This window comes from Paenibacillus sp. B2(2019), from assembly GCF_008370385.1.
Lineage (GTDB): Bacteria > Bacillota > Bacilli > Paenibacillales > Paenibacillaceae > Paenibacillus_AQ.
Genome location: NZ_VTZR01000002.1, coordinates 752,992 through 776,155, shown reverse-complemented (window position 1 = coordinate 776,155; position 23,164 = coordinate 752,992). Strand labels below are relative to the sequence as shown.

The window sequence follows — 23,164 nt, the reverse complement described above, 5'->3', positions numbered from 1 at the left end:
ATATTTCTGTCAGCCTGCTCCTCAGAGCAGAATGTGTTTTGTTGTAATGTTTCATTTGAAAAAGTCTTTCAACCCAGCGAGTCGAGGATCGATCACTGTGTTGTCGCAACTGCAGGTGCCTTCGTTCAAGTTCTGTCCGCATTTCTGACAAAGACCAAGACAGTCTGCCTTGCACAATACCGAATCCGGTAAGTGCAGTACGAAATTTTCTTCCACATAAGGAATAAGATCCACAACCTCATCCTTGACGTAAATGAGTTCCTCATCTTCGTCATCATCTGGAAGAACTGGCTGCTTAAGCCACTTGAAAGTCTCAGCAAAAGGAATGTTCAAATCACTTTTGACCTCCGTGAGACAACGTGAACATAACATGTCCACATCTCCACTCAGTTTTCCCACCACGTTCACACAATCGGTTCCCGCGGGCAGCGCTTTAAGGTCCACTGAGAGCGGAGCAACAGCTAGAATATCCTTGCGCCCTTTGACTACCTCGCTGACATCCACAACATCGTGAATATGTAACGGTTCGTCGGCATTCGCTAATTTGCGAAAGTGAATCTGCATAACTTATCACTCCCAAACAAACAAAATTTATTATACCTAGTATTATATACCTTTGTCAACCATTTTCCCTTTATATTGTTTCAGGAATTGGAGAGAATTATGATATAACTATTAGTGTAAATCAAAATGACAGCATATGCGAACTGAGTTTCTAAATATTAATCCTACTAATCTCTACAAGCATAAAAGACTACAGCATCTTCATAAGGACGATAAGCGTTAAAGCGTAAAATATAAGACATAAAGGGTAGGTGCATATCTTATACCTTCTTATATTTAAAATAATGGTCACATACGGAGGGAAGCAGCAGTGACAACAGTTGGAATAATAGCAGAATACAATCCATTACATAACGGACATGTCCATCACTTCACCGAAGCCAAAAGACTATCTGGCGCTGAGCGCGCCATTGTCGTCATGAGCGGTCCCTTTACTCAGCGCGGCGAGCCGGCGGTGGTAAGCAAGCAAGCCCGGACAGAGATGGCGCTACGAATGGGCGCCGACCTCGTCATTGAGCTGCCGGTGGCCTATGCTGTACAGCCGGCAGAATGGTTCGCCTTCGGAGCAGTTGCACTGCTGGAAGCGACCGGAGTCGTGGACAGCTTGTGCTTCGGCTCCGAAGCCGGCACTTTGGGTTCGCTGCTTCCTCTGGCCAAGTATTTGGCAGAGGAAAGCAGCGAACTTCAGAGCGAGATCCGCCGCCGCATGGCGCTCGGAGCGAGCTTCCCCGCCGCGTACAGCGCAGCGGCGGCGGTGGCCTTTGATGGGACTCTCCATGAAGAGGAGAGTCCCGGCGATGCTGGCGAGCTGCTGCGCCAGCCGAATAACAGCCTTGGCTTGCATTATCTCATCGCCTTGCAGCGGCTAAATAGCAAGATCGAGCCGCTAACCGTTCCGCGAACGGCAGCCGGATTCCATGATCCTTTGCAAGTTGGCTCATCGATCGCAAGCGCCACTGCTATTCGCAAGCTGCTGCAAGAAGGCGGCTCTCCAGCAGCATACATGCCGGAATATAGCGTGTCCATATTAGAAAGAGAGCATGCAGCAGGTAGAGGTCCTCTGGAATTGGAGCATTTCCGAGGTCCCCTCCGTCACCTGCTCTCTACACGTACCGCTGCCGAGCTACGAACCATCCAAGACATGAATGAAGGCTTGGAGAATAGAATCCTTCGTCTTATGCCCGATCTTGAGCAATTCTCTGTCTCGGGTTTGCTTCAAGCCCTTAAGAGCAAGCGTTATACGCATACACGACTGCAACGTCTACTACTACATATTTTGCTAAATCATACAAAGGAAGAAATGACCCCTTCTGTACTAGCGGAGGGGCCCGGATATATTCGAATCCTTGGTTTTAGAGAAAGTGGACGAGCTCTCCTTAAAGAGATGAAACAAAAAGCAACCTTACCCATCGTCATGCGGCCGTCACTGTGCTCCCATCCACAACTTGAACGAGACCTTCAAGCCGCGTCTGCTTTCGCAGGAGCTTTTCGAGAACCTCACAGAACCGATATGTATCGCGATTATTTGGAACCTCCGGTCATGGTTTGACCGGTAGTTCCTCCATATACTTCAGTGCTTCATCCAGTGTCGATACGGGTACCAACTTCATAGATGTGCCGATTTTATCAGCTTTCGTTTTGGCTTCGTCGTAATTCTTAACAGGAACGAAAAAAATCTCCGCCCCTTCTCGATCCGCAGCAACAATCTTATGCTTCACTCCACCGATAGCACCTACCACACCCTCAGCGTCGATCGTGCCCGTTCCTGCAACCCTATGACCTTTGGTTAAATCACCAGGCGTAAGCCGGTTGTAAATCTCCATAGTGAACATCAGTCCTGCAGAAGGTCCGCCAACATTCGTATCCACAAAGCTGACCGCTTTGCCTTGTTCTTTAGGTTTTACCTTTTGAACCGCAGCTATAGTGACTCCAAAACCAGGCCGAACTGCAGTACCTTCTTTATCTTTGATCTCGACAAGTGTCACTTGTTCCTTTACTTCCTTACCGTTTCTTTGTAAAACAACAGCGACCTGATCACCGATTTTTTTTGTTGAAAGTAAAGCAGAAAGTGCTTCTGGATCGGGTACCTTCTGGCCTTCTACACTTATGATTCTGTCACCCGGCTGGAATTGTCCTTTATTACTGGCAACCGGAACTGAAAAAACATACAAATAATCCACAACATCCTCATAGGGAATTCCTGCAGCATGATAGGCCGCCTGAACGGAGTAAGATTGCGAGCTGTTCATATAAAAAACCTGCTCCGCAGCATACTCATCTTCAGACTTATCTCCTAACCGTGTTTCTTTCCGCACAACCTCTGAATTTGAGTTAAAAACAGAGGCGACAAGCAACGCCACATTAGCGTAACTAGCAGATACTGTAGTCATCATGAAGGTTCCTTCTTCAGCTGGATCAGCATTTTCCACTTTAATCATAGGGGCAACTTCAGAGGCACTACCCGGTTGATATACAATGTACGGGGTGTTCATAAATACAAATACATACACGATAACTACAAACGTAAAGAGGTAAGCTGTGGCACGGAATCCCGGCCGATGCTTCAACTGCTTCACTACTCTTCCCTTCTTTCCCACGGCACATTTAGGATATGAATGTTTGAACTTCATTACCGCTTCGACTAGTGGTTTGGCATGATGGTTGTCTACTCTGCATAAATTGATAACACATCCGCTATGCCTTAAGTTATGAAGAGGTGATTCTAGAAATGAACAATATTAAAATACGCCGGCTAGCTAGTCGCTCCACCCCTTTTTTATCTGGGGTGATCGCAATCCTGTTAGCCATTGCCATCATCATCTCACCAGAAAGCTCTTTCGAGGCTTCTCTCCAAGGGTTAAAGCTCTGGTGGACACTCGTATTCCCTGCACTTCTACCCTTCTTGATGCTGTCTGAGATGCTAACCGCTTCGGGCTTCGTGCATGGTTTCGGAGTGCTCCTGGAACCATTGATGAAAAAGGTCTTTCGACTGCCTGGCGCGAGTGGTTGGACTTTGGCGCTTGGAATCACTGCTGGATTCCCCGGCGGGGCTGGAGGTGTAATGCAGCTTCATAAGCAGGGCAGCATTTCGGACAAGGAAGCCGCTCGTCTTGCTTCACTTACGCATTTCGCCAGTCCAGTAACCCTGCTCATTGTGATTGGTGTAGCTTTCCTACATAGTCCTACAGCAGGTTACTTTCTACTTGCTATCCACTGGGTTTCAGGACTTTTGGCCAGTTATACAGACGCTCTTTTAAATGGCCGGCTAGACAATCCGCAGCCTTCTGTAAAAGAAAGCACGAATACCAAACGACCTTCTTTATATAGTCGTGTCCAACTTGCAGCCACTGAAGCCAGATCAAGAGATGGCCGAAGCTTCGGCAGACTTCTTGGGGAGTCAGTAGCTACAGCGGTACAAAATTTGATGGTTGTGGGCGGTTACATGATTATGTTCGCCGTGGTCATCAATATCATTACTACGGTACTTCCTGCATTGCCAGCCGCTCTGCCAGCGAGCTTGCTTGAGATTCATTTAGGAGCCGACGCTATAAGCAAAGGGCTCTCGAGCATCGGAGCCGGAGCATCAGGTGTACTAGGCTTGGCCTTACTCTCTGCTGCACTAGGCTGGAGCGGGCTCTGCGCGCAGCTACAGGTGCTGACGTTGCTTAAACAAGCAAATGTCAGATTCCTCCCCTATGCTGCAGTTCGCCTGATTCATGGCATTTATGCTTTTTTATTAACACTGCTACTATGGAAACCACTTTTAGTAATAAGTGAAGCTGCTTTGCCTGCGCTCGCTGATTCACAATCCATACCAAACAGAACCATTAATGTAACTGCCATATGGAGCTCTTTTCCACAGTTGCTTAGTTTGCAATCGCTTCTGCTAATCATCCTCCTGGCATTATCCGCAACGATATATCTCGTTAGCGCTTTTCGCCATCGGCTCGATTAAATTTAAGCTTCATCGCCTGTTCCACCTCAGGTGTCACGAAGTCAGACACATTCCCACCAAAATGGGCAATTTCTTTTACAACGCTGGAGCTTAAATAGGAATATTTCGGATTAGTCATCATAAAGATCGTTTCCGCATCCGGATCCAGACTATGGTTGATGGATGCATTTTGCAGTTCATATTCAAAGTCAGTTACGGTACGAATACCACGTACAATGACTTGAGCATCTTTTTGACGAACATAATTGACTAATAGATCCCTAAAGCTGTCGATTTCCACATTGGGAATATCAGCTGTTGCCTGTCTTAAAAGCTCTGTCCGCTCTTCTACAGTAAACAGCGGGTTCTTACTCAAATTATTAAGCACCGTTACGATTAAACGGTCGAATTGCTTGGATGCGCGCCGAATAATATCCATATGTCCCATAGTCACGGGATCAAAGGTGCCTGGATAGATGGCAACACGTTCTTTTCTAATTTGCTGACTCATTCTCTACCTCCTCACCAGTCTCGCTTTCCACAGAAGGATTAGCTTCATACTGATAAATAGAAATTGTCGTTTCTCCGTATACGGCCTGACGCAGCCTATAAAATCCTGGGATATCCTCAGGATAGGCATAACTTGATTCATGCTCCAGAACAATGATTGCGTCCTCTTGCAGCATTCCTTTTTCTACCATAGATAGCATCAGCTCATCTCCGTGCTTCAATCGGTAGGGAGGATCTAGAAAGACTAAATCAAAAACACGTCCCCGCTTCTCTAATGCACTGAGTGCTCTTCCTGCTTCATTTCGGTACACTTGCGCACTCGCTTCAAGATTAGTCGCCTTCAAATTGGCACGAATGGTGTCAATACTCTTGGGATCCATATCTACAAATACGGCACTTTCCATCCCTCTGCTTAAAGCTTCGATACCCAAACCACCTGTACCTGCGAACAAGTCCAGTACCGCTCCACCTTCAAAATATGGACCGATCATACTGAATACAGCTTCCTTCACCTTATCGGTTGTAGGTCTTGTTCCACTTCCCGGCACACTTTTTAGTGGTCTTCCTTTTGCACTTCCCGATACCACTCTCACCGTCAATCACCCGCTCTATGTCTCTGTTTGTTATACCCAAAAGGGCATAAGTCCACGCCTATCGTAACACATTTGCGCGATGAAATAAAAAATTTGTCTAGATATGAAAAATGGAAAGATCAAGACTATTCCGATAAATAAGTCTTCCTTATGTATAAGACTGGGCTTCCAGGGACATCATGTAATTATCGACACCACAAATGTCGTAGACAACCGCGAAGCAGGCTTACGTTTCCCCATAAGCTCTTCGTCCGGTTTCTCCTCTCCCATGAAAGGGGCCCTAGAGATAGGGCCCCGAATTTATGTGTAAAGACATTAAAAGTTATTATTATATATGGAATAACCAATACAAAATTACTAGTATCGGACAATGAGAAAGAAGAACACACACAGTGGCTTGCGAATGCTGCCGCCTTAGGAATACCCCAAATTTCTGCAATTGCCTCTTGGCTCAAAGATCACGGTCATAGGGAAATATGGGCTCTCGTGCTTATCCTTTCGGAGATCTGCGACGTGCCATATTTTCAGCAGCGTATTCAACTCCCTCCGATAAAATTTAAGCTCATTCATATTGAATTGGATATGGAAAACGACCTACGGTTATATGAGCGTGGCAAGATAGATGAGGATGAAAAATCCGCATATTTCATTCAACTGTATCATCACTACCTAATTCATCATCGATTTGCTGTTGTCTTTTTTTGTTTATATTCCGTAACACTAGGTGTGTAAGAAAATAAACAATTATAAAAGATACAAAGATTAAAATAATGCTCCATACATTTCTTTCTCCCGCCAAAACTATAAGCAACGAAACACAAATTCCGCCTGAAATAATGCTGTTTATGAGTAGCTTTTTATATGTGTTTCTTTGGGAATCCCAAATATCAACACCAACAGACAAGTGCCGTATTGTTACATATATTCCAATACCAATCAAACAGAAAACCTCGACTGCAAATTGCGTAAACGGAGCATTCATTATGAATTGTTGAATCAGAATTGATACCAGCAAACAATATACTAATATTTGATAAGCATCACTTTGAATTTTTCTTCTTTGAGACACAATGCGCTCATCATTGTCTCTGCTGTTTCTCATTATTTTCCCTCCCAAAATAAATCGTTTAAAGTTTTACAGAGTGCTTGGCAAATTGCAACGCATATATTTAGTGATGGATTATAATTATTAATTACCAGCTTCAATAAGTCCAATTGTTTGTCTTGTCACCCTAACAATGTTTGCCAAATCTTCTTGTTTCATATGGCACCTAATTCGGGCAATTTTCATTCGCTTGTTTTTCATTGAATCCCTCCATGTACTTCAAATTATAATATATTTATTACAAAATGCAATTTATATATTACATTTATTTGTGAATAATAAGCAAACTCGCACACTAAGTTTGCTAAAGGGAAAATAAATTATCAATACCACTAGATAATATCCTTTAAGATGTATCCCATCATCGGAATTCTATCTCCCACCTTTTGTAACTCATGTTTTATTCTACGGATTACTTTTGGCTGTTATTTATCTGTAACACGAATCGATGTAACAAAGTAAAAAAAGCCCACTACTAGCACTAATGCTAGTAGCAGACCCTTTTTAATATAATTGGATTTAGAACATACAAGCGCAGGAAATAATTACCAGCAAGATGAACAAAACTAAGATTGCACTTGTAGAAGTAAAAGCACCACCAACATGAGTACCCATGTGAAGACCTCCTCCATAGTTTAGAATACATCACAGGATATGTATTAACCCTTCCGAAAGATTGGGCAAACGGTTAAAAAAGAACCCACTGGGCAACCAACCAGGTTAATGGCTCTAAGCTTAGTCAGAAACTAAAATGCCGTTGAAGCTTCCTGGACCTACTCGTACCGTTCCATCTGTAGCATGATTCGATGTAACAAAGTATAAAAAGCCCACTACTAGCACTAATGCTAGTAGCAGGCCCTTTTTAATATAATTGGATTTAGAACATACAAGCGCAGGAAATAATTACCAGCAAGATGAACAAAACTAAGATTGCACTTGTAGAAGTAAAAGCACCACCAACATGAGTACCCATGTGAAGACCTCCTCCGTATTTTAGAATACATCACAGGATATGTATTAACCCCCCAAGAAGATTGGGCGAACAGTTAAAAATAAAACCCCGCCAACTGCGCGAGGTTAGTGTAAAAATGTTTAATCAGAAACTAAAATACCGTCAAAGCTTTCTGGACCCACACGAACTGTGCCGAGAAGATTAGAAGAAACAAATGCTGTATACGTGAGTTGAGGTGTGATTGCAGGTAAGAAATCGTCTGCTGAAAAGGTTATGACTTGCGGAGCCACAATACTTAGACCAAAAGTTGAAGTAGCAGAATATATAAGCGGATCGGTTGGCAAGGTTCCTCTTACAATCGTAATTGTGATTCCTACTAAAGCTAAAGGAAGCGTTACAGAGATCGTTCCTTTAAGCAGCACACGCGGATTTGTTGTCACTCCAGCAGTCAACAACCCAATCTGTCCAAACAACTGTGGAGTATTTAGAACGGTTATAGGAATAGATATAGAATTGGCGAGGCTGGCATTTTGTGACGTTCTTCCATCAAGATAAGTTCCCATCGTTGCACCCCCTTTATAATTGACATAAGATAATATATTAGGGTTCTCGATAGATTGCATAGTCACAATACCTGTATAAAACGATTGTTTTATATACCTGATAGACCGAGTCTATTTATCATCTGTTTTGGTTCCTTCCCTTTTGTTAAAAGCAAGCTCAAATAACCCCGTCGCCGAAAGTCCTGCTAGCCCTCCAGCCCAAAGCCGTAGGATCAGATTCATATCAGTGAACGGATAGGCCACTGCTCCAACCAGCAAGCCAATAGCTAATCCAACAACCGGTACAATATTCCGCGGAAGTTGCACGCTATTCTTCACAAGTTGTACAAGTGCCATTACAAAAACAGCCAGCACGGAAGCAAAGGCAAGCACACTGTTGAGAGCATCATTATACATGGTGTTTAATCCTCCTTATTTCATTTTCCACTACCAGAAACAAGTAAGCCTGCACGGTTCAGCACTGTTATTATGCGATAGAAGTCATAACTGCCACCTGACGGTGTATCCAGCAGCCCTGCAGCACTCGCTGCTTTTACTGCCGCTTCAGCCCATGGAGGTACATTCATCACTGCACGGCCTTCGATTAAAGTCACACGATCTGAAAGCTTAGTAATCGACTGGCCTTGTTCCTGCATACCTGTTTTTAGCGTATCCTTGCTATCCGTAAGGCTCACAATAAGAGCACGCAATTCCTTTATTTCCGTTTCGAGACTAGCCAGCCTTTGTTTATCCTCTGCCGACATTTCGTCATCACCTTCCTTGGCTTCATCATCATATTTATACAGATTATAAGTATCCATGATTTGGATTAGCTTTGCTGCATAGTTTGGGTCGGTAGCATAACCAGCGGCAGCAATCTCTTGTGCGGCTACCTTGCCACTAGCACCAAGCACCTTGCTGTAAAGATAACGATTCCACGAAACACCATTCACAATCAACGCGGAATGATCCGCAACAGATTCTCCCCAGTTGTTATAGGCCCGAAAAAGAGCTTCTACTTTAACAGCTTTACCATTAACATATTCAGTAGTTTGCACAGTAATACTACCGGCTGGTCCGCTACCTTTAATCCCAAACAAATTGTTGGCCTTAACAGTCAATCCGCTGCTGCCAAAGCCCGATTCCAGCGCCGCTTGAGCTATCGTTAGCGATGCCGGAACCTTGCTGATCTGCATGTCCTTCACAGCAAAATTTGCGATCTTCGCAATAAACTCAGTCTCCGTCATTTCATCACTTCCTCTCCTTTTATTAAATGCTGAGCATAATGAAATGCTTGTGCATATCCCTACTAATAGAGCGTCATTGCTAGATTCCATTCAAAATAAACGTCAAAACACGCGCCCAAAGAGCGCGTGTTAGTATTGGATAATTCAGATGTGACATAAGCAGCTGAAAAGAATAAAATGAAGCATGCAACCCACATAGGGCTATTAGTCCTGCTCACATGAGCATTTTACTTCTCGTAGATTCATAATATGTAATTATAAGTAAAATTGTCTTGAAGTTTCATTAAAACTAGCGTAACATATAGTATTAATTGACTATATAGGAGGGTCTAATAGACTATGCCTTCATATTACTTTAGAGAACTATGGACACCCTTACGCTGGGTAGGAATTAAATTTTTCCGTGATGACGAAGGTTTCCTTTGGATTAAATGGTGGGCCAAACCCAGAAAAAGACTGCGTTAGCCGTTAAGCAAGCAAATATACATAAGAAGTTTCATACAATGTGCATATGTATTTCTTGATAGAAATCTAAAGGGGCATCAACCGCTACAACATTAACAGCTGATGCCCCTATTCCTAGTTTCCTACCTTAGCCCCAAAAGAGCGTGCTAACAGTACAGCCTGATCTATATCCATACGAACACCTTGCAGATCCAAACTTTTCAAATCAATTCCTTCAACAATAGCATCCCGTAGGTCAGCCCCCTTAAGCTTGCATTGAGACAGCTGTACACGGCTCAGATCAGCCCCTCGAAGATCACTTTTTTGCAAATTACAACCCATGAGATCGGCCTCAGTAAATCGAATCCCGCGCAGATCCTGTCTGCTAAGATTGGTATGTCTCAGGTTCGTGTAAGACCAGTCCCCGCCGATAAGTGTGATCCCGTCCAAATAAGCATTTGAGAAATCAGATCCTACCATTTTACAATCTTCAAATTTCGATACGAACAGATTCGCACCCGTGAACTTACAGTTAGTAAAAGCCGAGCCTTTATGATGTGATGCATTGAGCATGGCTCCAGTAAAATCGCAATCTATAAATCGGCAGCCGATGGAAGTCATCTCTTCCATAGAGCTTCCCTTGAAGGAACACTGCTCAAATGTACAGTTATTTAGTTCCCCGTCCTGTAGACTTCCTTGGTCAAAATTGTGTTTTTGGAACGTTTCATTAAGGTATTGGTACATGTTAAGTCTCATCACCTTCATTAGGATTAAATAAATTTATTCTTATTAAAAATAGCACTTTAGTAGATTGTTCTCAACAATCTCTTTCGATATAATTGCAAATAAACGATATGGAGGGAAATTATGGATGTGTCCAGCAGGAAAGAACCATTTCGCTATGTAATGAACCAGCCGCTTGAATGCTGGATTGAAGTTCCAATAAGTAGTAGCGGTCCGGGTGCCGGAAAGCTAACAGAAGCTGTGTTGCTCGATCTTAGCCGATCTGGCTGCAAAGTGCGCACCCCCCTGAATCTTCGATTCACGGCGGGCGATACAAAGCTAGTGATTCATCTTCAATTAAACGAAGAAAAGCTTCAACTCGTGGGCAGCGTCCGCTGGGGCTGGATGTTCGGACTCGGCCAATACCAATATGGAGTTAAACTTAAATTGAACGAGGACGAAGAAGAACAGCTACATAGAGAACTCGATATATGGACAGCCTCTCTAAATGTAGAGGGCCTGTAGAATTCTACATAACAGATGCCCTCCTCATGGAAAGGCGTCTTTTTTTTGCATAAAAACGAAGGCAGAGCTAATTAGCTCTGCCTTCGTACTATTGTGGTTAGGACTCTACTCTTCTCGTAATAAGTTTGATAATCACAAATATTAGTAATGCTGCAATGGTTGCTTCGAACAAGATTGGAAGTAAACCAAAGAAATACTGAGGGATTTCAATTTCATTTAAATTAGCTGCACCATCAGTCACTTCAAACCGGAATTCACTTTTCATAGGGATATACTTATGATCGAACATCCAAGTCTCTAAAAATGAAATTATATACTGAACTATAAAAAAAGTTACTAACCCTATCCATACTTTCCCTTTCACTCTCACACTCCGTGCAACAGTGATGGAGAACATCACGAGCAGCATGGTGAAGACGGATGTCCAAAAGATTATTAGCACTGCATACAAAGAAACCTCCCAGAATTTAACCGGTAAAAATGAAGTTGAAAACATCATTATATATACGCCTAAATGAATATAAGCGATTATAAATAATCCGAGCAACAACCCTAGAAATAGTAGCACCGGTGATAGAGCCATATACAGAACTGGTACAGGTACAAGTCTCCGATTGTATAAACTCAAGTTCTGATTAAAGGTACGTAATGTAAGAAAAAGAAGCACTACTCCTGCTACGACATAGGTAATGATGTTCATCATAAACATGTCCTGATCTGAATTAATTGTAAATCCTATCACAAACTGCAAAATGACGGTAATTACAAAAACAGCAAGAAACTTATCCCTATCTCGTCTAAAATCATACTTCACTAACTTTAGCATTCCGCGTACACCTCTCTGAACAATTCATCTATGCTTTTGCCTTGGCGCAGCCGGATATCCTCTACCGCCGTATGCATCACAATTTCTCCCTCTTTTATAAAAATCACATCATCAAAGATCCGCTCAATATCCGATACTAAATGGGTTGATATGAGAATGGTGCTATCCTCTTCATAAAACTCTACTAACGCGTTAAGAATTTTAGTTCTTGCTACTGGATCAACACCACCGATTGGCTCATCCAGTAAATACAGGCTAGCTCGGCGCGATAAAGCAAGTGTAAGCTGTAGACGTTCATTCATCCCTTTGGACAAATCCTTAACCTTATCTTGAGCTCTTAGCTTCATAAACTCCAACATTCGAGAAGCCTTAGTCTGATCAAAATCCGGATAGAAATCACTTTGGAACTTCAGAGCATCCTTAACATTCATCCAGGATTCTGTAAGCGGCTTATCGGGCATAAATGACACTACTGCTTTACTATCTATGCCTACAGCCCCTCCAATAATGGATACACGACCGGAAGTAGGCTGTGTCAGCCCGGCGATGATTTTCATAAGTGTACTTTTACCGCTGCCGTTACTGCCCAGCAGTCCCGTGATTTTACCCGCACTCAGATTAAAGGATACTCCGCGGAGGGCGTGCTTGGATCTATATTTTTTTGTAACGTCATGAACCTCAAGTATATTTTCCAACTTGCTTCCCCCCCCTATTCTCCATCCTTGTTTCGGATACTCTCTGCAACTGCCGCTAAAATATCTTCACCTTGAAAACCAAGGTCCTGCATGCCACGAATGAAACGATCCAGTACATCCTTTGCCATTTCTTTTTTGATGGTCAAAATAGTACCTTCATTACTAGTGACGTATCTTCCCATTCCACGCCGGGTCTCCACGATTTCTTCACGCTCCAGTTCCTGAAAGGTTCTTTGTACTGTATTCGGATTAATCTGCAGTTCATTGGCAAGCTCTCGTACCGAGAGAATTTTATCTCCTGGTTTTAACTTACCTGTGACGATTTCTCCTTTGATGTAATTCATGATCTGAATATAAATCGGCAGGTTGTTATCGAATTCGATTGTCATGATTAAGCAACATCCCTTCGTCTAAAGACGGAGAAGCCTATGAGTAGAAAGACAGCTGTGTATAAAACTAGCATTACTATGGAAAAGGTCAGCGTCATTCCAGGCATAGGTGCTCCTCCACCTTCATAAGCAGCTAAATTTAGGTTGGGGAATAATACATATTTATAAAATTCACGAAAAATAACCAATTTGTCTATCATCAGCATAAACATTGTAGCACCAATTGTAACACCCGTAGATGTTGTCAAAATCCCGATCATAAAAGCAAGTGTTGAATATACAACCGTACTAACTGAGTTATACATTAAACTGGTTAACATTTCACGAATACCAGCCTCACCACCACTCAAGCCAAACCATAAAGCTCCTGATGCAAAAACCGCCAACATGCCGACAACTGCCACTGAGAACGCGTAAATCAACACAACAGCATATTTGGACGCAAGTATTGCTGTACGACTTCTCGCACGGATTAGAAGGAATTTGATGGTGCCCTGACTATATTCTTTTGAGACAATACCCGCTGTTCCGATGATTGCGAGAATGGTAATCACTTGCCCAATCCCTTGTGAAAGCAGCATCATTGCTGAAAAATCATAAGCTGATCCAAACATATCAGGTGAGGCAGAATGAACAATGTAACCTAATAGCAAAGATAATAGAATTAATATCAGGTAAGGTACAAAAAACGTACGTTTCTTCGAGAGCTTGAGCCATTCATTAACAACCAAATTATTAAAGCTACGCAATTCGGTTCCCTCCTGTCCATTTCAAGAAATCTTCCTCTAAGCTTTGTTTATTCTCTGCAATCCGGTAAATACCTACCCCTTTATTACTAAAAGTCGACACTAGTTCCGGTACTTTACTGTCATGCAGATTTATCGTCACCTCAGAACGAGCACTATCCATAGACAATAACTCTGCGTATTCTAGCCCTTCCAAGATGTTAATTGCTGATTCTACTGAGCCTACACGAATGGTTAGTTTCACATCTGCAACTGTCTCCTGCTCCCCACCTATCGCTGTAACGGTCACCAATTTGCCGTTCTGAATCACGATGGCCCGGTGACAAATTTGTTCAATTTCAGTCAGTAAGTGGCTGGATATTAGAATAGAAATCCCTTCAACCTCAGCAATCCTACGCATATAATCACGCATTTCTCGTATTCCCGCTGGGTCAAGGCCGTTCGTAGGTTCATCTAGAATCAATAACTTTGGTCGGTTCAGTAATGCCTGAGCAATCCCAAGACGTTGACGCATACCTAGCGAATAGGCCTTCACTTTCTTATTCATTGCTTCCTGAAGTCCTACCAATTCAACAACCTCATCAATTCTGCCAGCCTCAATATTATCAGTCATTCTCTGGTATTGCTTTAGATTATCAAGCCCTGTCATATATGGATAGAACTCTGGATTTTCAATAATCGCTCCAATATGTCCAATAGCTTTATTAAAATCATTCTTAACACTGTGACCTTGAACGATCACATCGCCTTCACTCATCCGTATAAGACCCGTCATCATCCGGATCGTTGTTGTCTTCCCTGCACCATTGGGTCCCAATAGCCCAACAATTTCTCCCTTACGAATATCAAATGTTAGCTTATCCACAATGGATTTCCCTTTAATGATCTTGCTTACCCCATTCATTTGCAGCACGATTGAATCCTGCATGCGTTCATCACTTCCCTGCTTCATGGTAATCCTCCCTGCCATCTTTTGTATTATTGATGAGTTTGTTTTAATGTGTCGGTGTTATAGTTGAATAGTACACTAATATATTGTTGGTGTAAAGCCCGAAATTATGAATTACGCAAAATAAGGGCTTTCTATTAGACTATCAGCCAAACCAAAAATTGAAATGAACATAGATTAGATTACAAAGGAGGAATGACAAATGAAAAAAGAAGTTCATGTATCACAGACTAACCCACGCTTAACTGTTTACGATGAAGAAAACTTTAGGGGTAACAGTAGAATCTATACTGGCAACCTAGGCATTCGTAATACGGACAACATCCTCGATGGTATTGAGAGTCTTCGTTTCTTCTCTACCAGCAGCAATGCAACACTGGTACTGTTCACAAGAACTAGGTTTAGAGGGAACTTCCGCGTACTCCGTGGTAACCGCAGCATCCGTGATTTGGACGATTTCATATCCGGCAATGATGTGGAATCCATTATTTCAACCAATCAGAGATTAACTCTCGAACAGATTCGCAATATCCGCAGCAGCGGCACTTTGCCTGCGGGATATCGCTTGATCTAACATTTCCATTCAACAAGAAAGGAGTAATCTGGAGCAAGAGCCCAGGTTACTCCTTTTTCCTAACTTATCATCTGAGGTCAAATAGTTATTAGATTTACCTGCTAAGTCAATCCAACAAGGAGAGATGAAATATGGTAACTATAAAAGCAGCATCCGTAATCTATCCCAGATTAAGAGTATATAGTGAGGAGAACTTTCGTGGGCTCCGCAGAACCTATCGCGGCAACCTAGGCATTGCAGATATTGATGCAGTCCTTACTGGAATAGAAAGCTTACGCTTTTTCTCCACGAATCCGAACGCTACGCTTGTGTTGTTCGATCGTTCTCGCTTCCGTGACAATTTCGTAATTCTGCGTGGTAACCGCAGCATTCGCGAACTGGATGACTTTCTCCGTAGAGGAGATGTCGAATCGCTCATTTCAAGCCAATCAGCGGCTGACTCCGGCGCAGGTTCGCGCCATACAGCGCACTGGTAGCTTGCCTTCAGGATATCGTTTGATCTAATCACCTGAGGACGCAGTTTAAGCTATAAGCTTAAGGTGCGTCCTCATTTATTTTCCGCTATAATGACTCCATACATATTAATAGAAAGAAGGTATCTTTATGGAACCAATCGTTTCTACCCGTTGGCTGCTTGCTCGGTTATACGAACCTGAACTGGTTATAGTCGATTGCCGTTTTTTGCTCACAGATCCGGAAGCTGGGCGTAAAGCCTATACGGAAGATCATATTCCGGGCGCAATCTATTTTCATCTAGAAGAACAACTCTCCGCTCCAGTAAGCGCACACGGGGGGCGCCACCCCCTACCAGAAATCTCGAAGCTAACCACCGTTCTTAGCAAGGTTGGCATTAACAGAGATAGTATTGTCGTTGCTTATGATGATCAGGGTGGTGCCTACGCTTCCCGTCTGTGGTGGATGCTTAAATATTTGAGACATGAACGTGTGTTTGTAATGGATGAAGGTTACTCTGCTTGGAAAAAAGCATCCTTCCCCGTAAGTGATCATCAAGCGGTTAGAATTCCTAGCCAGTATGAAGCAGATGTTCAGAAGAAGATGCTTGCTAGCATGGAAGATGTGCAAAATGTAGTTAACGACGGTGGCGCACTATTGATTGATTCCCGCGAGTCCCGTCGCTATGAAGGGCTGGAAGAACCGATTGATCCGAAGGCAGGTCATATTCCTGGGGCGATCAATAAGTTCTGGAAAGAAGTACTGGATGAGCAAGGACGCTGGAAATCAACTGAGGTGCTGAAAGAGCATTATGAGGGAATTGATCCTGAGCAAGAGATTATCGTGTACTGCGGTTCAGGTGTAAGTGCCTGCCCGAATGTGCTCGCGCTCGGAAAAGCTGGGTATAGGAATGTGAAATTGTATGCGGGTAGTTGGAGTGATTGGATTTCGTATGAGAAGAATCCGGTGGCGATAGGAGAAGAATAGAATAAAGAACCTGCGGCGCGGATTCTTGTGATTCCCTGGAAATCAGAGGCCTGATTTACCCGACTGGAAAAATATCGTATTCGATTTTTCGTGTATATTTGGCTCGTTCATGGTTCGGTGGCACATGTATGCGATTTTTCGCATACATTTGGCTCGTTTAGCTTGCCGGTGGCACATTGTATTCGGTTTTTCGCATACATTTGGCTCCTTCAGCTTGCCGGTGGCATATTGTATTCGATTTTTCGCATATATTTGGCTCGTTCAGCTTGCCGGTGGCATATTGTATTCGATTTTTCGCATATATTTGGCTCGTTCAGCTTGCCAGTGGCACAATGTATTCGGTTTTTCGCATACATTTGGCTCGTTTACCTACCATCGGCACATTGTGTCCGGTTTTTCGCATACATTTGGCTCGTTCAACTTGTCGGAGGCACATTGTATTCGATTTTTCGTGTGTATTTGGCTCGTTCAGCTTGCCAGCGGCACATTGTGTTCGGTTTTTCGCATACATTTGGCTCGTTCAGCTTACCGGTGGCACATTGTATTCGATTTTTCGCATACATTTGCCCATTTACGTTACCGACGGCAAATTGTATTCGAATTTCCATTCACATTCTCTCGACGGACTTCATCTTCAAACCAAATCTGGACTTTGTAGCGTACCAATATATTCATAGTAAATGATCCGCTGAGATGAACCTCTTGCCACCGGGCGAAATTTACCTTTATCCACCAGCTGACGGCAGTATTTAATGATCGTCATCGTGTGCAATTCCAGTTCTCTCGCGGCATCAGCCGGGCGAAGGACTCGATGGTGCCGGATGGCTGCCCGCATCAGATCGCGCTCGATTCTGGAATAGGCTCTCTCAACGGTTGTCTTCGCAGACTTTTCTGCTAACAAATAAGAAAAGAGAATGTTCCGCAGCGCGGAGAGAATGAAGGATGGATTTTCTTTTAGCTCATCCAGCGAGATATAGAGCACCGTGCAGTCTTGAGACTGTAGAAAAAGCCCGCGGTTCAAGTCCATCCGGTATTTGCTTCGCTCCGTTCCATGTGAGCCATAGTCCATGATCTCAAATGCAATACGCGAGGCTCCGATCTCCCACAAAATATCCACAAAATAGGATCTGCCGCGCCAGTCCTTAACTTCATATTCTGGGTGTAATCCGTGAAAATGTCCGGCTAGAGGCCACCACACCCGCTCGACAAACAAGCGGTTTCCGTAACCATGACCGCGTTTAAGTGCATCGAGCCGCTCTCCCTTCCTTTGTTTAAGATGATTACATAACCATTCATTATGCTCCCTCTCGAAACCCATTACCTATCCCCTCGCTCTGCAACGAAATATGTTTTTAATCATACAAAACCCCGCCTCTATTCCAAAAGGAAAGGAGACGGGGCATTCTTTGCCTCGTTTGGTTTTATCTATACATAGTGTGCCACATTATCATTAGAATGCACAATAGGAAATCGGCAGGATCATTCAAAATAAATAAGCCCAGTAAAATCCCCCAAAAATTCTATCACCCTCTATTCCATTTATTTTTATATTTATATCCTCTTTTCTTTTAATATTTTCACTATTAATACATTTTCATATGGCATATTTTATCTTTTCAATTTTGGGTTTACTTTCCATTTTAATCAACTGCCCGCCTGGGGGTATTATCGCCGGAGAAGGCCGGATATACGAATATATAAAGGTATGCAGTAAGTTAGAGTGATTGGGTTTCGTATGGGGATTACGGTTGCTTTTGAGGAAGATTAAAGTTAAAAGCGCGTGCTTGATATCTGGTTAAACGATTATATGAAAGAGAAGCAACTATCAGCATACCGGAGTATCCGGCCGCACTTCTGCGAAACGGTCCGCTGAGGACTCCCGTTCCATTCTGAGTAGTGCTCACCCTATCTGAGGACGGTTGGTCCGCGTTGGGTTCGACCAGGATTTTCTGTATAATGGTAAACGTTACGTCGGATGTGATGTTAAACGCACGAAATGACAAGTAAACAAAGTCCATCCGGCGTTTTAAACCACGAACCGGAAAGGATGAAGTAAATTGAGTTATACGGAACTGCTGGAACGGAAGAGCGAAATCTTGAAGAAAACGGTAGAGAACTGGGTTTTGAAAGAAAATCGCGACGGACTGAACCTTCAAGAGGCTCATATTTACCAGAATATACTCAAGGAATTTCATCAAAACGAACATGAATTGAATGGGGTACGAGACGAGGAAGCAGTTAAGCGTCAGGACAACGGATCCACGGAAAAAGAAGACACTGTAACAGCTCGCAAACATGAGGCGCAAACGGCTTGATCTCAGAAGACGTACGCGTAAGAATATGAGAGGCTGCCCGGGAAGTTTGGGCAGCTTTTTACGTACAATCAATTCGCTGCCGGCCTCCGAAGCAAACGCTCTAAAATCCAGACGTTCATATAATCCAGCAACCTAAGGATATCGCTATATGACGTTAACCTTTTCTGTGCCAAGTATAAATTAGAGTACAGAGCTAACTCCTGTGCGTCACGACTGCCAGTATGTGCTGGCGGTGCTGGAGGTGGCCCGTATACCTCACACTGGAGTTTCTCAGATGTATTCGAAATCAACAATTTATATTTGTAAATATTTTCATGATAGATGGAAGACCAATACAACAGTTTCTACTGTTAAGGTAACAGCTCAGCACATAATTTTCTATCCTATTAGGTATTAACGCTTGATGAAACTACCAACCTTCTGGACAATCCTTCCTCTAGTTGTATATAGTGTATAACGAAAGTGGCACTTAGTGAGCAAGGTACCAGGAGGAGAAATACGAAATGGCAAATATATTGGTAGTAGAAGATGAACGAGCGATTAATGATTTAATTACAATGAATCTCAAGCTGGTTGGACATACATATAGCAAGGCTTACCGTGGACCGGAGGTTTTCGAAATTCTGGAGCGTGAAAAGACTGATTTGATTCTGCTGGATGTTATGCTTCCGGAATTGGATGGTTTTGAGGTGATGCAGCGGATTGCACATTTGCAGGTTCCAGTGATTTTGATCACCGCCAAGAATTCTTTGGCTGACCGCATTAAAGGCTTCGAGCTGGGCGCGGATGATTATATCATTAAACCCTTTGAAATCCTTGAATTGCTGGCAAGAATCAATGTAGTCCTGCGCAGGGGTGAAAAAGGTACCTCCAGCTTCATTTGCGATAATGTTGAGGTGCGTTACCTGGAACGGCAAGTTTTAGTAGATCAGACACCGGTTGATTTGACCGTTAGGGAATTCGAGCTGCTTGAGGTATTAATTCGTAACCGGAATATTGCATTGTCGAGGGAAAAGCTGCTGGAATTGGCATGGGGCTATGATTTTGAGGGCGACACCCGCACCGTGGATGTCCACATCCGTCAGCTACGTAAAAAGTTGGGCTGGGAAGAACGGATCAAAACCATTTTCAAGCTAGGCTACCGCCTGGAAGTTCAGAGCTAATCATGAGATTCTGGCATAAGATTCTGCTGTCGGTACTCGCTCTCTTTATTGCTGCTCTGGATGTAAGTGTCATTATGGTGATGAAAAAAAGCTGGCAGCTAAACATGGACAGTGAAATGCAGAGAGCCTCCAGTGAGCAATTGTTAATCGCCAACAATATTTATGAGAACCTTAATTCTATTCAAGCACGGGGAACGGCATTGACCCCTATTCTACTGGCCAGCGTCTCTGAGTCCTATGGAGATTACTACCGTAAGCAGGGAATCTATTTACAGCTATGGGAGAACGACCGAATGATTTACCCTCCCCAAAAAGGACAATTCGGGAAATCTAATTTAGGAAAAGGCGATCAGCCTGTATCCTCAGACGAACGCTCTATTCAGCTCTCCACTCAGCTTCCTGCTCCTTACCAGCATTTGCTGCTTGTCTATCAGCGTGATATCAGTGAGCTCTTCAACAAGCAACAGGAACTGAACCGCTTTTTTGTAATGATTAACTGGATCGTGGGACCCATTCTGCTGCTACTTCTTTATCTTCTAATCCGGCATCTAAGCAAGCCGTTAAAGCTCCTGTCAGAGACCAGCAAAACGATCGCCGAAGGCGACTATACGAAACGGGTGCAGCTGCGCAGCAAAGATGAATTTGGCGAACTGGCCTTGAACTTCAACCGGATGGCGGAGGCCGTGGAGCAGAGGGTTACCGAACTCTCAGACATGGCTGAAGAAAAACAAAGGATGGTGGATAATTTGGCCCACGAGTTGCGCACGCCTTTGACCAGCATGCAGGGGTTCGCCGAGTTTCTGACCACGGCCAATATTGGACAGGAAGAACAGCAAACTGCAGGCGGCTATATTCTTAGTGAAACCCTTCGTCTCAAGAATCTGGCCTTCAAGTTGCTGGATTTGTCTGTCCTCCGGCATCAGCCGTTGGCACTTCAGCAGGTGGATATTTCGGAACTATTTCAAGCTATCCTACAGACGGAGCGCCCAAAATTGACGGTTGCTGGCATAAGATTTCATGTCCAACATACGATTTCAAATGTCTGGGGAGATCCCGATTTACTAGCTTCATTATTGGTAAATCTGGTTGAGAATGCGATTCATGCCTCCAAGCAAGGCAGCGAAATCCACATGCTGGCCTATGAGCTGGATGGAGAAGCCGTGCTAGAAATCCGTGATACGGGAACCGGAATCACCGCAGAGATGGCTAAACGTGTGTTTGAACCTTTCTATCGGGGAGACCAGGCTCGTTCACGTGAATATGGCGGCGCTGGCCTAGGATTATCCTTATGTCGGCAAATTGCTGAAGCGCATAAGGCCAGACTATCCTTAAACTCTGTCCTCGGCGAGGGAACTAGCATCAGACTCTTTTTACAACTCTATAACAACTGCCCTCCTACTCTATAACATCTTTGGATTAAGGTTAGGAAGATTCATCATCATCCGATCCCAATGGAGGTTAAGTTAAATGAAGAATAACAAGATTTCCGCTACACTCGCTGTACTCTTGTTCTCTGGAAGCGTGCTGGCGGTGAGCGCAATGATTGTCCCAGGATTTGTGAACACCACCGCTGCCAAGAGCATTTCTGCAGTACAAGACTCGGGCAATCTAACCTTGAACAGCAGCAAGGCACCCGTACTAAAAGTAGAAGCAGAAGCTCCTGTATCTACTGTGAACAGAGATCTAGAGCAGCTGATGACCCAAGAAGAAATGCAGCAAATTTATGATTTTGCGGACAAACCCAATAACGAAATTATCACCATCGGAAGGGAGATGACCGAGGATGAAATAAACCGGAGGCTGATATTGGAAGACCAGTATGTGTATGACGGCCTTCGTCCCAAGCAACTGTTCCCGTTAAAATCGGGACAAGCGGAGTTTTATTTTGACTTGGAAAAAAACACGCTCAAGTATCCGAATCGGACATTGACTGACGAGGAACTGTTACAATATATTGACTGGTTCTACCGGGAGGCATATGCCTTGTCCAAGCGGAATATTGTAACCCCTCCAGACACAGGGAATTTGAGCCAGACCGACGCCATTGCCATGGCCGCTTCAAGTGTGCGAAAAATATTCGGAGCTGACGTCTCCAAGCTTGAAGTAAAAGCAAGCCAAGGAGAATCCATGCTATCAAAGAAAAAGACCTGGATGGTAATATTCACCCCTTATAAAACCAACACCTTAAGAGGACAAGGTAAGGAATTTTGGCAATATACCGTAATTATTGATCCCTCCACCCGCACGGTAGTAGATACGACCGCATCTAATTTTTCACTCACAAGAACCCCAATCAATGCTGAAGCTGCCATCGCTATCCAAAAGGATGCAACCTGGATTAACGAGGCTATAAAAATAGTTACAGACAGACAAGGAGAAACCCGGAGAATCGCCACGGCTTCCCTTACAGACACTGACGTAAATAATAAGCGCGGTATGGTAGCGGTCAAAATGTTGCTCGAAGACGGCAGCAGTTATACTGCAGAGTTACGCTACCCAGATCAGACTCTTCGGTGCCTCATCTATGAAGAAGCAGTAGCTGCTAAATAGCGATACTAAGGATGAACAAAGGGGAAATTGTATTTCAAATCGGTATAACCAGTTCTTGAAAAAGTTAAGGAGGCTACTGAGTAAGAGTAAGAATTGCGAGGCATTTGGATAAGTGGTTTGTGGACTGAACTAGGTGATGAGTAAGATCCCTGTTCAGTCCTTTTTGGGTTCTTTTGCAAACAATCTGCAAACAAGAAGTCGAAGATGATAGTTGTAGTGTACCTAGAGGCATCCACGCTTTAATAGTCTCTATCCTTTGTCCAAATTGCATTTAATAGAATATTTTGGTAGATTGAATCCAGGAACTTGTTAACCGACTGATCAGCGCAAATATTGTTCAAAACTAAGCGTATTTCTACCGAGGGGAGATCAGATTTC

General features: G+C 43.5%; 28 protein-coding genes and 1 pseudogene. 10 read left to right on the top strand and 19 right to left on the bottom strand.

Annotated features, from left to right (window positions below):
- Positions 1-51: 51 nt before the first annotated feature.
- Positions 52-564, bottom strand: coding sequence for a YceD family protein (locus tag PAENI_RS03925; RefSeq protein ID WP_042187699.1), 513 nt, complete (start codon positions 562-564; stop codon positions 52-54).
- A 310-nt stretch (positions 565-874) separates the two neighbouring features.
- On the opposite strand from PAENI_RS03925, the gene PAENI_RS03920 reads away from it, so the two are divergent.
- Positions 875-2,113 (top strand): nucleotidyltransferase, encoded by a 1,239-nt coding sequence (locus PAENI_RS03920; protein ID WP_149644308.1) that lies wholly within the window; start codon positions 875-877, stop codon positions 2,111-2,113.
- Here the strand turns inward: PAENI_RS03920 and PAENI_RS03915 are convergent.
- Positions 2,103-3,140, bottom strand: coding sequence for a SepM family pheromone-processing serine protease (locus tag PAENI_RS03915; RefSeq protein ID WP_076298877.1), 1,038 nt, complete (start codon positions 3,138-3,140; stop codon positions 2,103-2,105). The genes PAENI_RS03920 and PAENI_RS03915 overlap by 11 nt on opposite strands.
- Positions 3,141-3,292: 152 nt before the next feature.
- On the opposite strand from PAENI_RS03915, the gene PAENI_RS03910 reads away from it, so the two are divergent.
- Entirely contained in the window at positions 3,293-4,519 is a 1,227-nt protein-coding gene (locus PAENI_RS03910) for a nucleoside recognition domain-containing protein (RefSeq protein WP_149644307.1), read from the top strand.
- Here PAENI_RS03910 and coaD read toward each other — a convergent pair.
- The 10 genes and pseudogenes from coaD to PAENI_RS03860 form a co-directional block, all read right to left on the bottom strand.
- Positions 4,491-5,009 carry a pantetheine-phosphate adenylyltransferase gene (coaD, locus tag PAENI_RS03905; RefSeq protein ID WP_076282781.1) on the bottom strand — a complete coding sequence of 173 codons (519 nt, stop codon included), beginning with the start codon at positions 5,007-5,009 and terminating at the stop codon, positions 4,491-4,493. The two genes, PAENI_RS03910 and coaD, sit on opposite strands and share 29 nt — an antisense overlap.
- The gene (gene rsmD, locus PAENI_RS03900; protein ID WP_060624086.1) at positions 4,993-5,601 is read right to left on the bottom strand and encodes a 16S rRNA (guanine(966)-N(2))-methyltransferase RsmD; all 609 of its coding nucleotides are present in this window, start codon (positions 5,599-5,601) and stop codon (positions 4,993-4,995) included. Before rsmD ends, coaD begins: the two co-directional genes overlap by 17 nt.
- A gap of 646 nt (positions 5,602-6,247) precedes the next feature.
- Positions 6,248-6,703, bottom strand: a complete 456-nt coding sequence (locus tag PAENI_RS03895) for a DUF6773 family protein (RefSeq protein ID WP_149644306.1) — start codon at positions 6,701-6,703, stop codon at positions 6,248-6,250.
- Positions 6,703-6,907, bottom strand: a pseudogene (locus PAENI_RS03890) (helix-turn-helix transcriptional regulator). Before PAENI_RS03890 ends, PAENI_RS03895 begins: the two are co-directional and overlap by 1 nt.
- Before the next feature lie 318 nt (positions 6,908-7,225).
- Positions 7,226-7,321 carry a sporulation protein YjcZ gene (gene yjcZ / locus PAENI_RS03885; protein WP_149644305.1) on the bottom strand — a complete coding sequence of 32 codons (96 nt, stop codon included), beginning with the start codon at positions 7,319-7,321 and terminating at the stop codon, positions 7,226-7,228.
- Between the two features lie 262 nt (positions 7,322-7,583).
- Positions 7,584-7,679 carry a sporulation protein YjcZ gene (gene yjcZ, locus PAENI_RS03880; protein WP_149644305.1) on the bottom strand — a complete coding sequence of 32 codons (96 nt, stop codon included), beginning with the start codon at positions 7,677-7,679 and terminating at the stop codon, positions 7,584-7,586.
- 119 nt (positions 7,680-7,798) lie between these two features.
- Complete coding sequence (locus tag PAENI_RS03875) at positions 7,799-8,221, bottom strand: hypothetical protein (RefSeq protein ID WP_149644304.1); 423 nt, start codon at positions 8,219-8,221, stop codon at positions 7,799-7,801.
- Between the two features lie 111 nt (positions 8,222-8,332).
- Entirely contained in the window at positions 8,333-8,617 is a 285-nt protein-coding gene (locus PAENI_RS03870; RefSeq protein ID WP_149644303.1) for a holin, read from the bottom strand.
- Positions 8,618-8,637: 20 nt separating this feature from the next.
- A complete protein-coding gene (locus PAENI_RS03865; protein WP_149644302.1) occupies positions 8,638-9,447 on the bottom strand; it encodes a glycoside hydrolase family 73 protein in 810 nt (269 codons plus the stop codon).
- 579 nt (positions 9,448-10,026) lie between these two features.
- Entirely contained in the window at positions 10,027-10,635 is a 609-nt protein-coding gene (locus PAENI_RS03860; RefSeq protein ID WP_076298872.1) for a pentapeptide repeat-containing protein, read from the bottom strand.
- A gap of 123 nt (positions 10,636-10,758) precedes the next feature.
- On the opposite strand from PAENI_RS03860, the gene PAENI_RS03855 reads away from it, so the two are divergent.
- A complete protein-coding gene (locus tag PAENI_RS03855; protein WP_042187677.1) occupies positions 10,759-11,139 on the top strand; it encodes a PilZ domain-containing protein in 381 nt (126 codons plus the stop codon).
- 97 nt (positions 11,140-11,236) lie between these two features.
- Here PAENI_RS03855 and PAENI_RS03850 read toward each other — a convergent pair whose 3' ends face one another.
- The 5 genes from PAENI_RS03850 to PAENI_RS03830 are packed head-to-tail and all read right to left on the bottom strand — an operon-like array spanning position 11,237 to position 14,747.
- The gene (locus PAENI_RS03850) at positions 11,237-11,965 is read right to left on the bottom strand and encodes a hypothetical protein (protein WP_149644301.1); all 729 of its coding nucleotides are present in this window, start codon (positions 11,963-11,965) and stop codon (positions 11,237-11,239) included.
- Complete coding sequence (locus PAENI_RS03845) at positions 11,959-12,660, bottom strand: ABC transporter ATP-binding protein (RefSeq protein ID WP_149644300.1); 702 nt, start codon at positions 12,658-12,660, stop codon at positions 11,959-11,961. Before PAENI_RS03845 ends, PAENI_RS03850 begins: the two co-directional genes overlap by 7 nt.
- Positions 12,661-12,674: 14 nt before the next feature.
- The gene (locus PAENI_RS03840; RefSeq protein ID WP_042187671.1) at positions 12,675-13,049 is read right to left on the bottom strand and encodes a GntR family transcriptional regulator; all 375 of its coding nucleotides are present in this window, start codon (positions 13,047-13,049) and stop codon (positions 12,675-12,677) included.
- A 2-nt stretch (positions 13,050-13,051) separates the two neighbouring features.
- Positions 13,052-13,798: an ABC transporter permease gene (locus tag PAENI_RS03835; protein ID WP_149644299.1), complete on the bottom strand. Its 747-nt coding sequence runs from the start codon at positions 13,796-13,798 to the stop codon at positions 13,052-13,054.
- Positions 13,791-14,747, bottom strand: a complete 957-nt coding sequence (locus PAENI_RS03830) for an ABC transporter ATP-binding protein (protein WP_262495490.1) — start codon at positions 14,745-14,747, stop codon at positions 13,791-13,793. The genes PAENI_RS03835 and PAENI_RS03830 overlap by 8 nt, the downstream gene beginning before the upstream one ends.
- A 199-nt stretch (positions 14,748-14,946) precedes the next feature.
- Between PAENI_RS03830 and PAENI_RS03825 the strand changes: the two genes are divergently transcribed.
- The 3 genes from PAENI_RS03825 to PAENI_RS03815 all read left to right on the top strand — a co-directional run bounded on the left by PAENI_RS03825 (position 14,947) and on the right by PAENI_RS03815 (position 16,758).
- Complete coding sequence (locus tag PAENI_RS03825) at positions 14,947-15,318, top strand: hypothetical protein (RefSeq protein WP_149644298.1); 372 nt, start codon at positions 14,947-14,949, stop codon at positions 15,316-15,318.
- 131 nt (positions 15,319-15,449) lie between these two features.
- Positions 15,450-15,794: a hypothetical protein gene (locus tag PAENI_RS03820; RefSeq protein ID WP_316502755.1), complete on the top strand. Its 345-nt coding sequence runs from the start codon at positions 15,450-15,452 to the stop codon at positions 15,792-15,794.
- 127 nt (positions 15,795-15,921) lie between these two features.
- The gene (locus PAENI_RS03815) at positions 15,922-16,758 is read left to right on the top strand and encodes a sulfurtransferase (protein WP_149644297.1); all 837 of its coding nucleotides are present in this window, start codon (positions 15,922-15,924) and stop codon (positions 16,756-16,758) included.
- 416 nt (positions 16,759-17,174) lie between these two features.
- Here PAENI_RS03815 and PAENI_RS03810 read toward each other — a convergent pair whose 3' ends face one another.
- Both PAENI_RS03810 and PAENI_RS03805 read right to left on the bottom strand, forming a co-directional pair.
- The gene (locus PAENI_RS03810) at positions 17,175-17,366 is read right to left on the bottom strand and encodes a hypothetical protein (protein WP_149644296.1); all 192 of its coding nucleotides are present in this window, start codon (positions 17,364-17,366) and stop codon (positions 17,175-17,177) included.
- Positions 17,367-17,392: 26 nt separating this feature from the next.
- Positions 17,393-18,076 carry a hypothetical protein gene (locus tag PAENI_RS03805; protein WP_076282792.1) on the bottom strand — a complete coding sequence of 228 codons (684 nt, stop codon included), beginning with the start codon at positions 18,074-18,076 and terminating at the stop codon, positions 17,393-17,395.
- A 739-nt stretch (positions 18,077-18,815) separates the two neighbouring features.
- On the opposite strand from PAENI_RS03805, the gene PAENI_RS03800 reads away from it, so the two are divergent.
- The 4 genes from PAENI_RS03800 to PAENI_RS03785 all read left to right on the top strand — a co-directional run bounded on the left by PAENI_RS03800 (position 18,816) and on the right by PAENI_RS03785 (position 22,786).
- Positions 18,816-19,073: a hypothetical protein gene (locus PAENI_RS03800; RefSeq protein WP_042187657.1), complete on the top strand. Its 258-nt coding sequence runs from the start codon at positions 18,816-18,818 to the stop codon at positions 19,071-19,073.
- Between the two features lie 503 nt (positions 19,074-19,576).
- Complete coding sequence (locus tag PAENI_RS03795) at positions 19,577-20,236, top strand: response regulator transcription factor (RefSeq protein ID WP_149644295.1); 660 nt, start codon at positions 19,577-19,579, stop codon at positions 20,234-20,236.
- Between the two features lie 2 nt (positions 20,237-20,238).
- Entirely contained in the window at positions 20,239-21,642 is a 1,404-nt protein-coding gene (locus PAENI_RS03790; protein WP_149644294.1) for a sensor histidine kinase, read from the top strand.
- Between the two features lie 61 nt (positions 21,643-21,703).
- Entirely contained in the window at positions 21,704-22,786 is a 1,083-nt protein-coding gene (locus PAENI_RS03785; RefSeq protein WP_149644293.1) for a hypothetical protein, read from the top strand.
- Positions 22,787-23,164 lie beyond the last annotated feature (378 nt).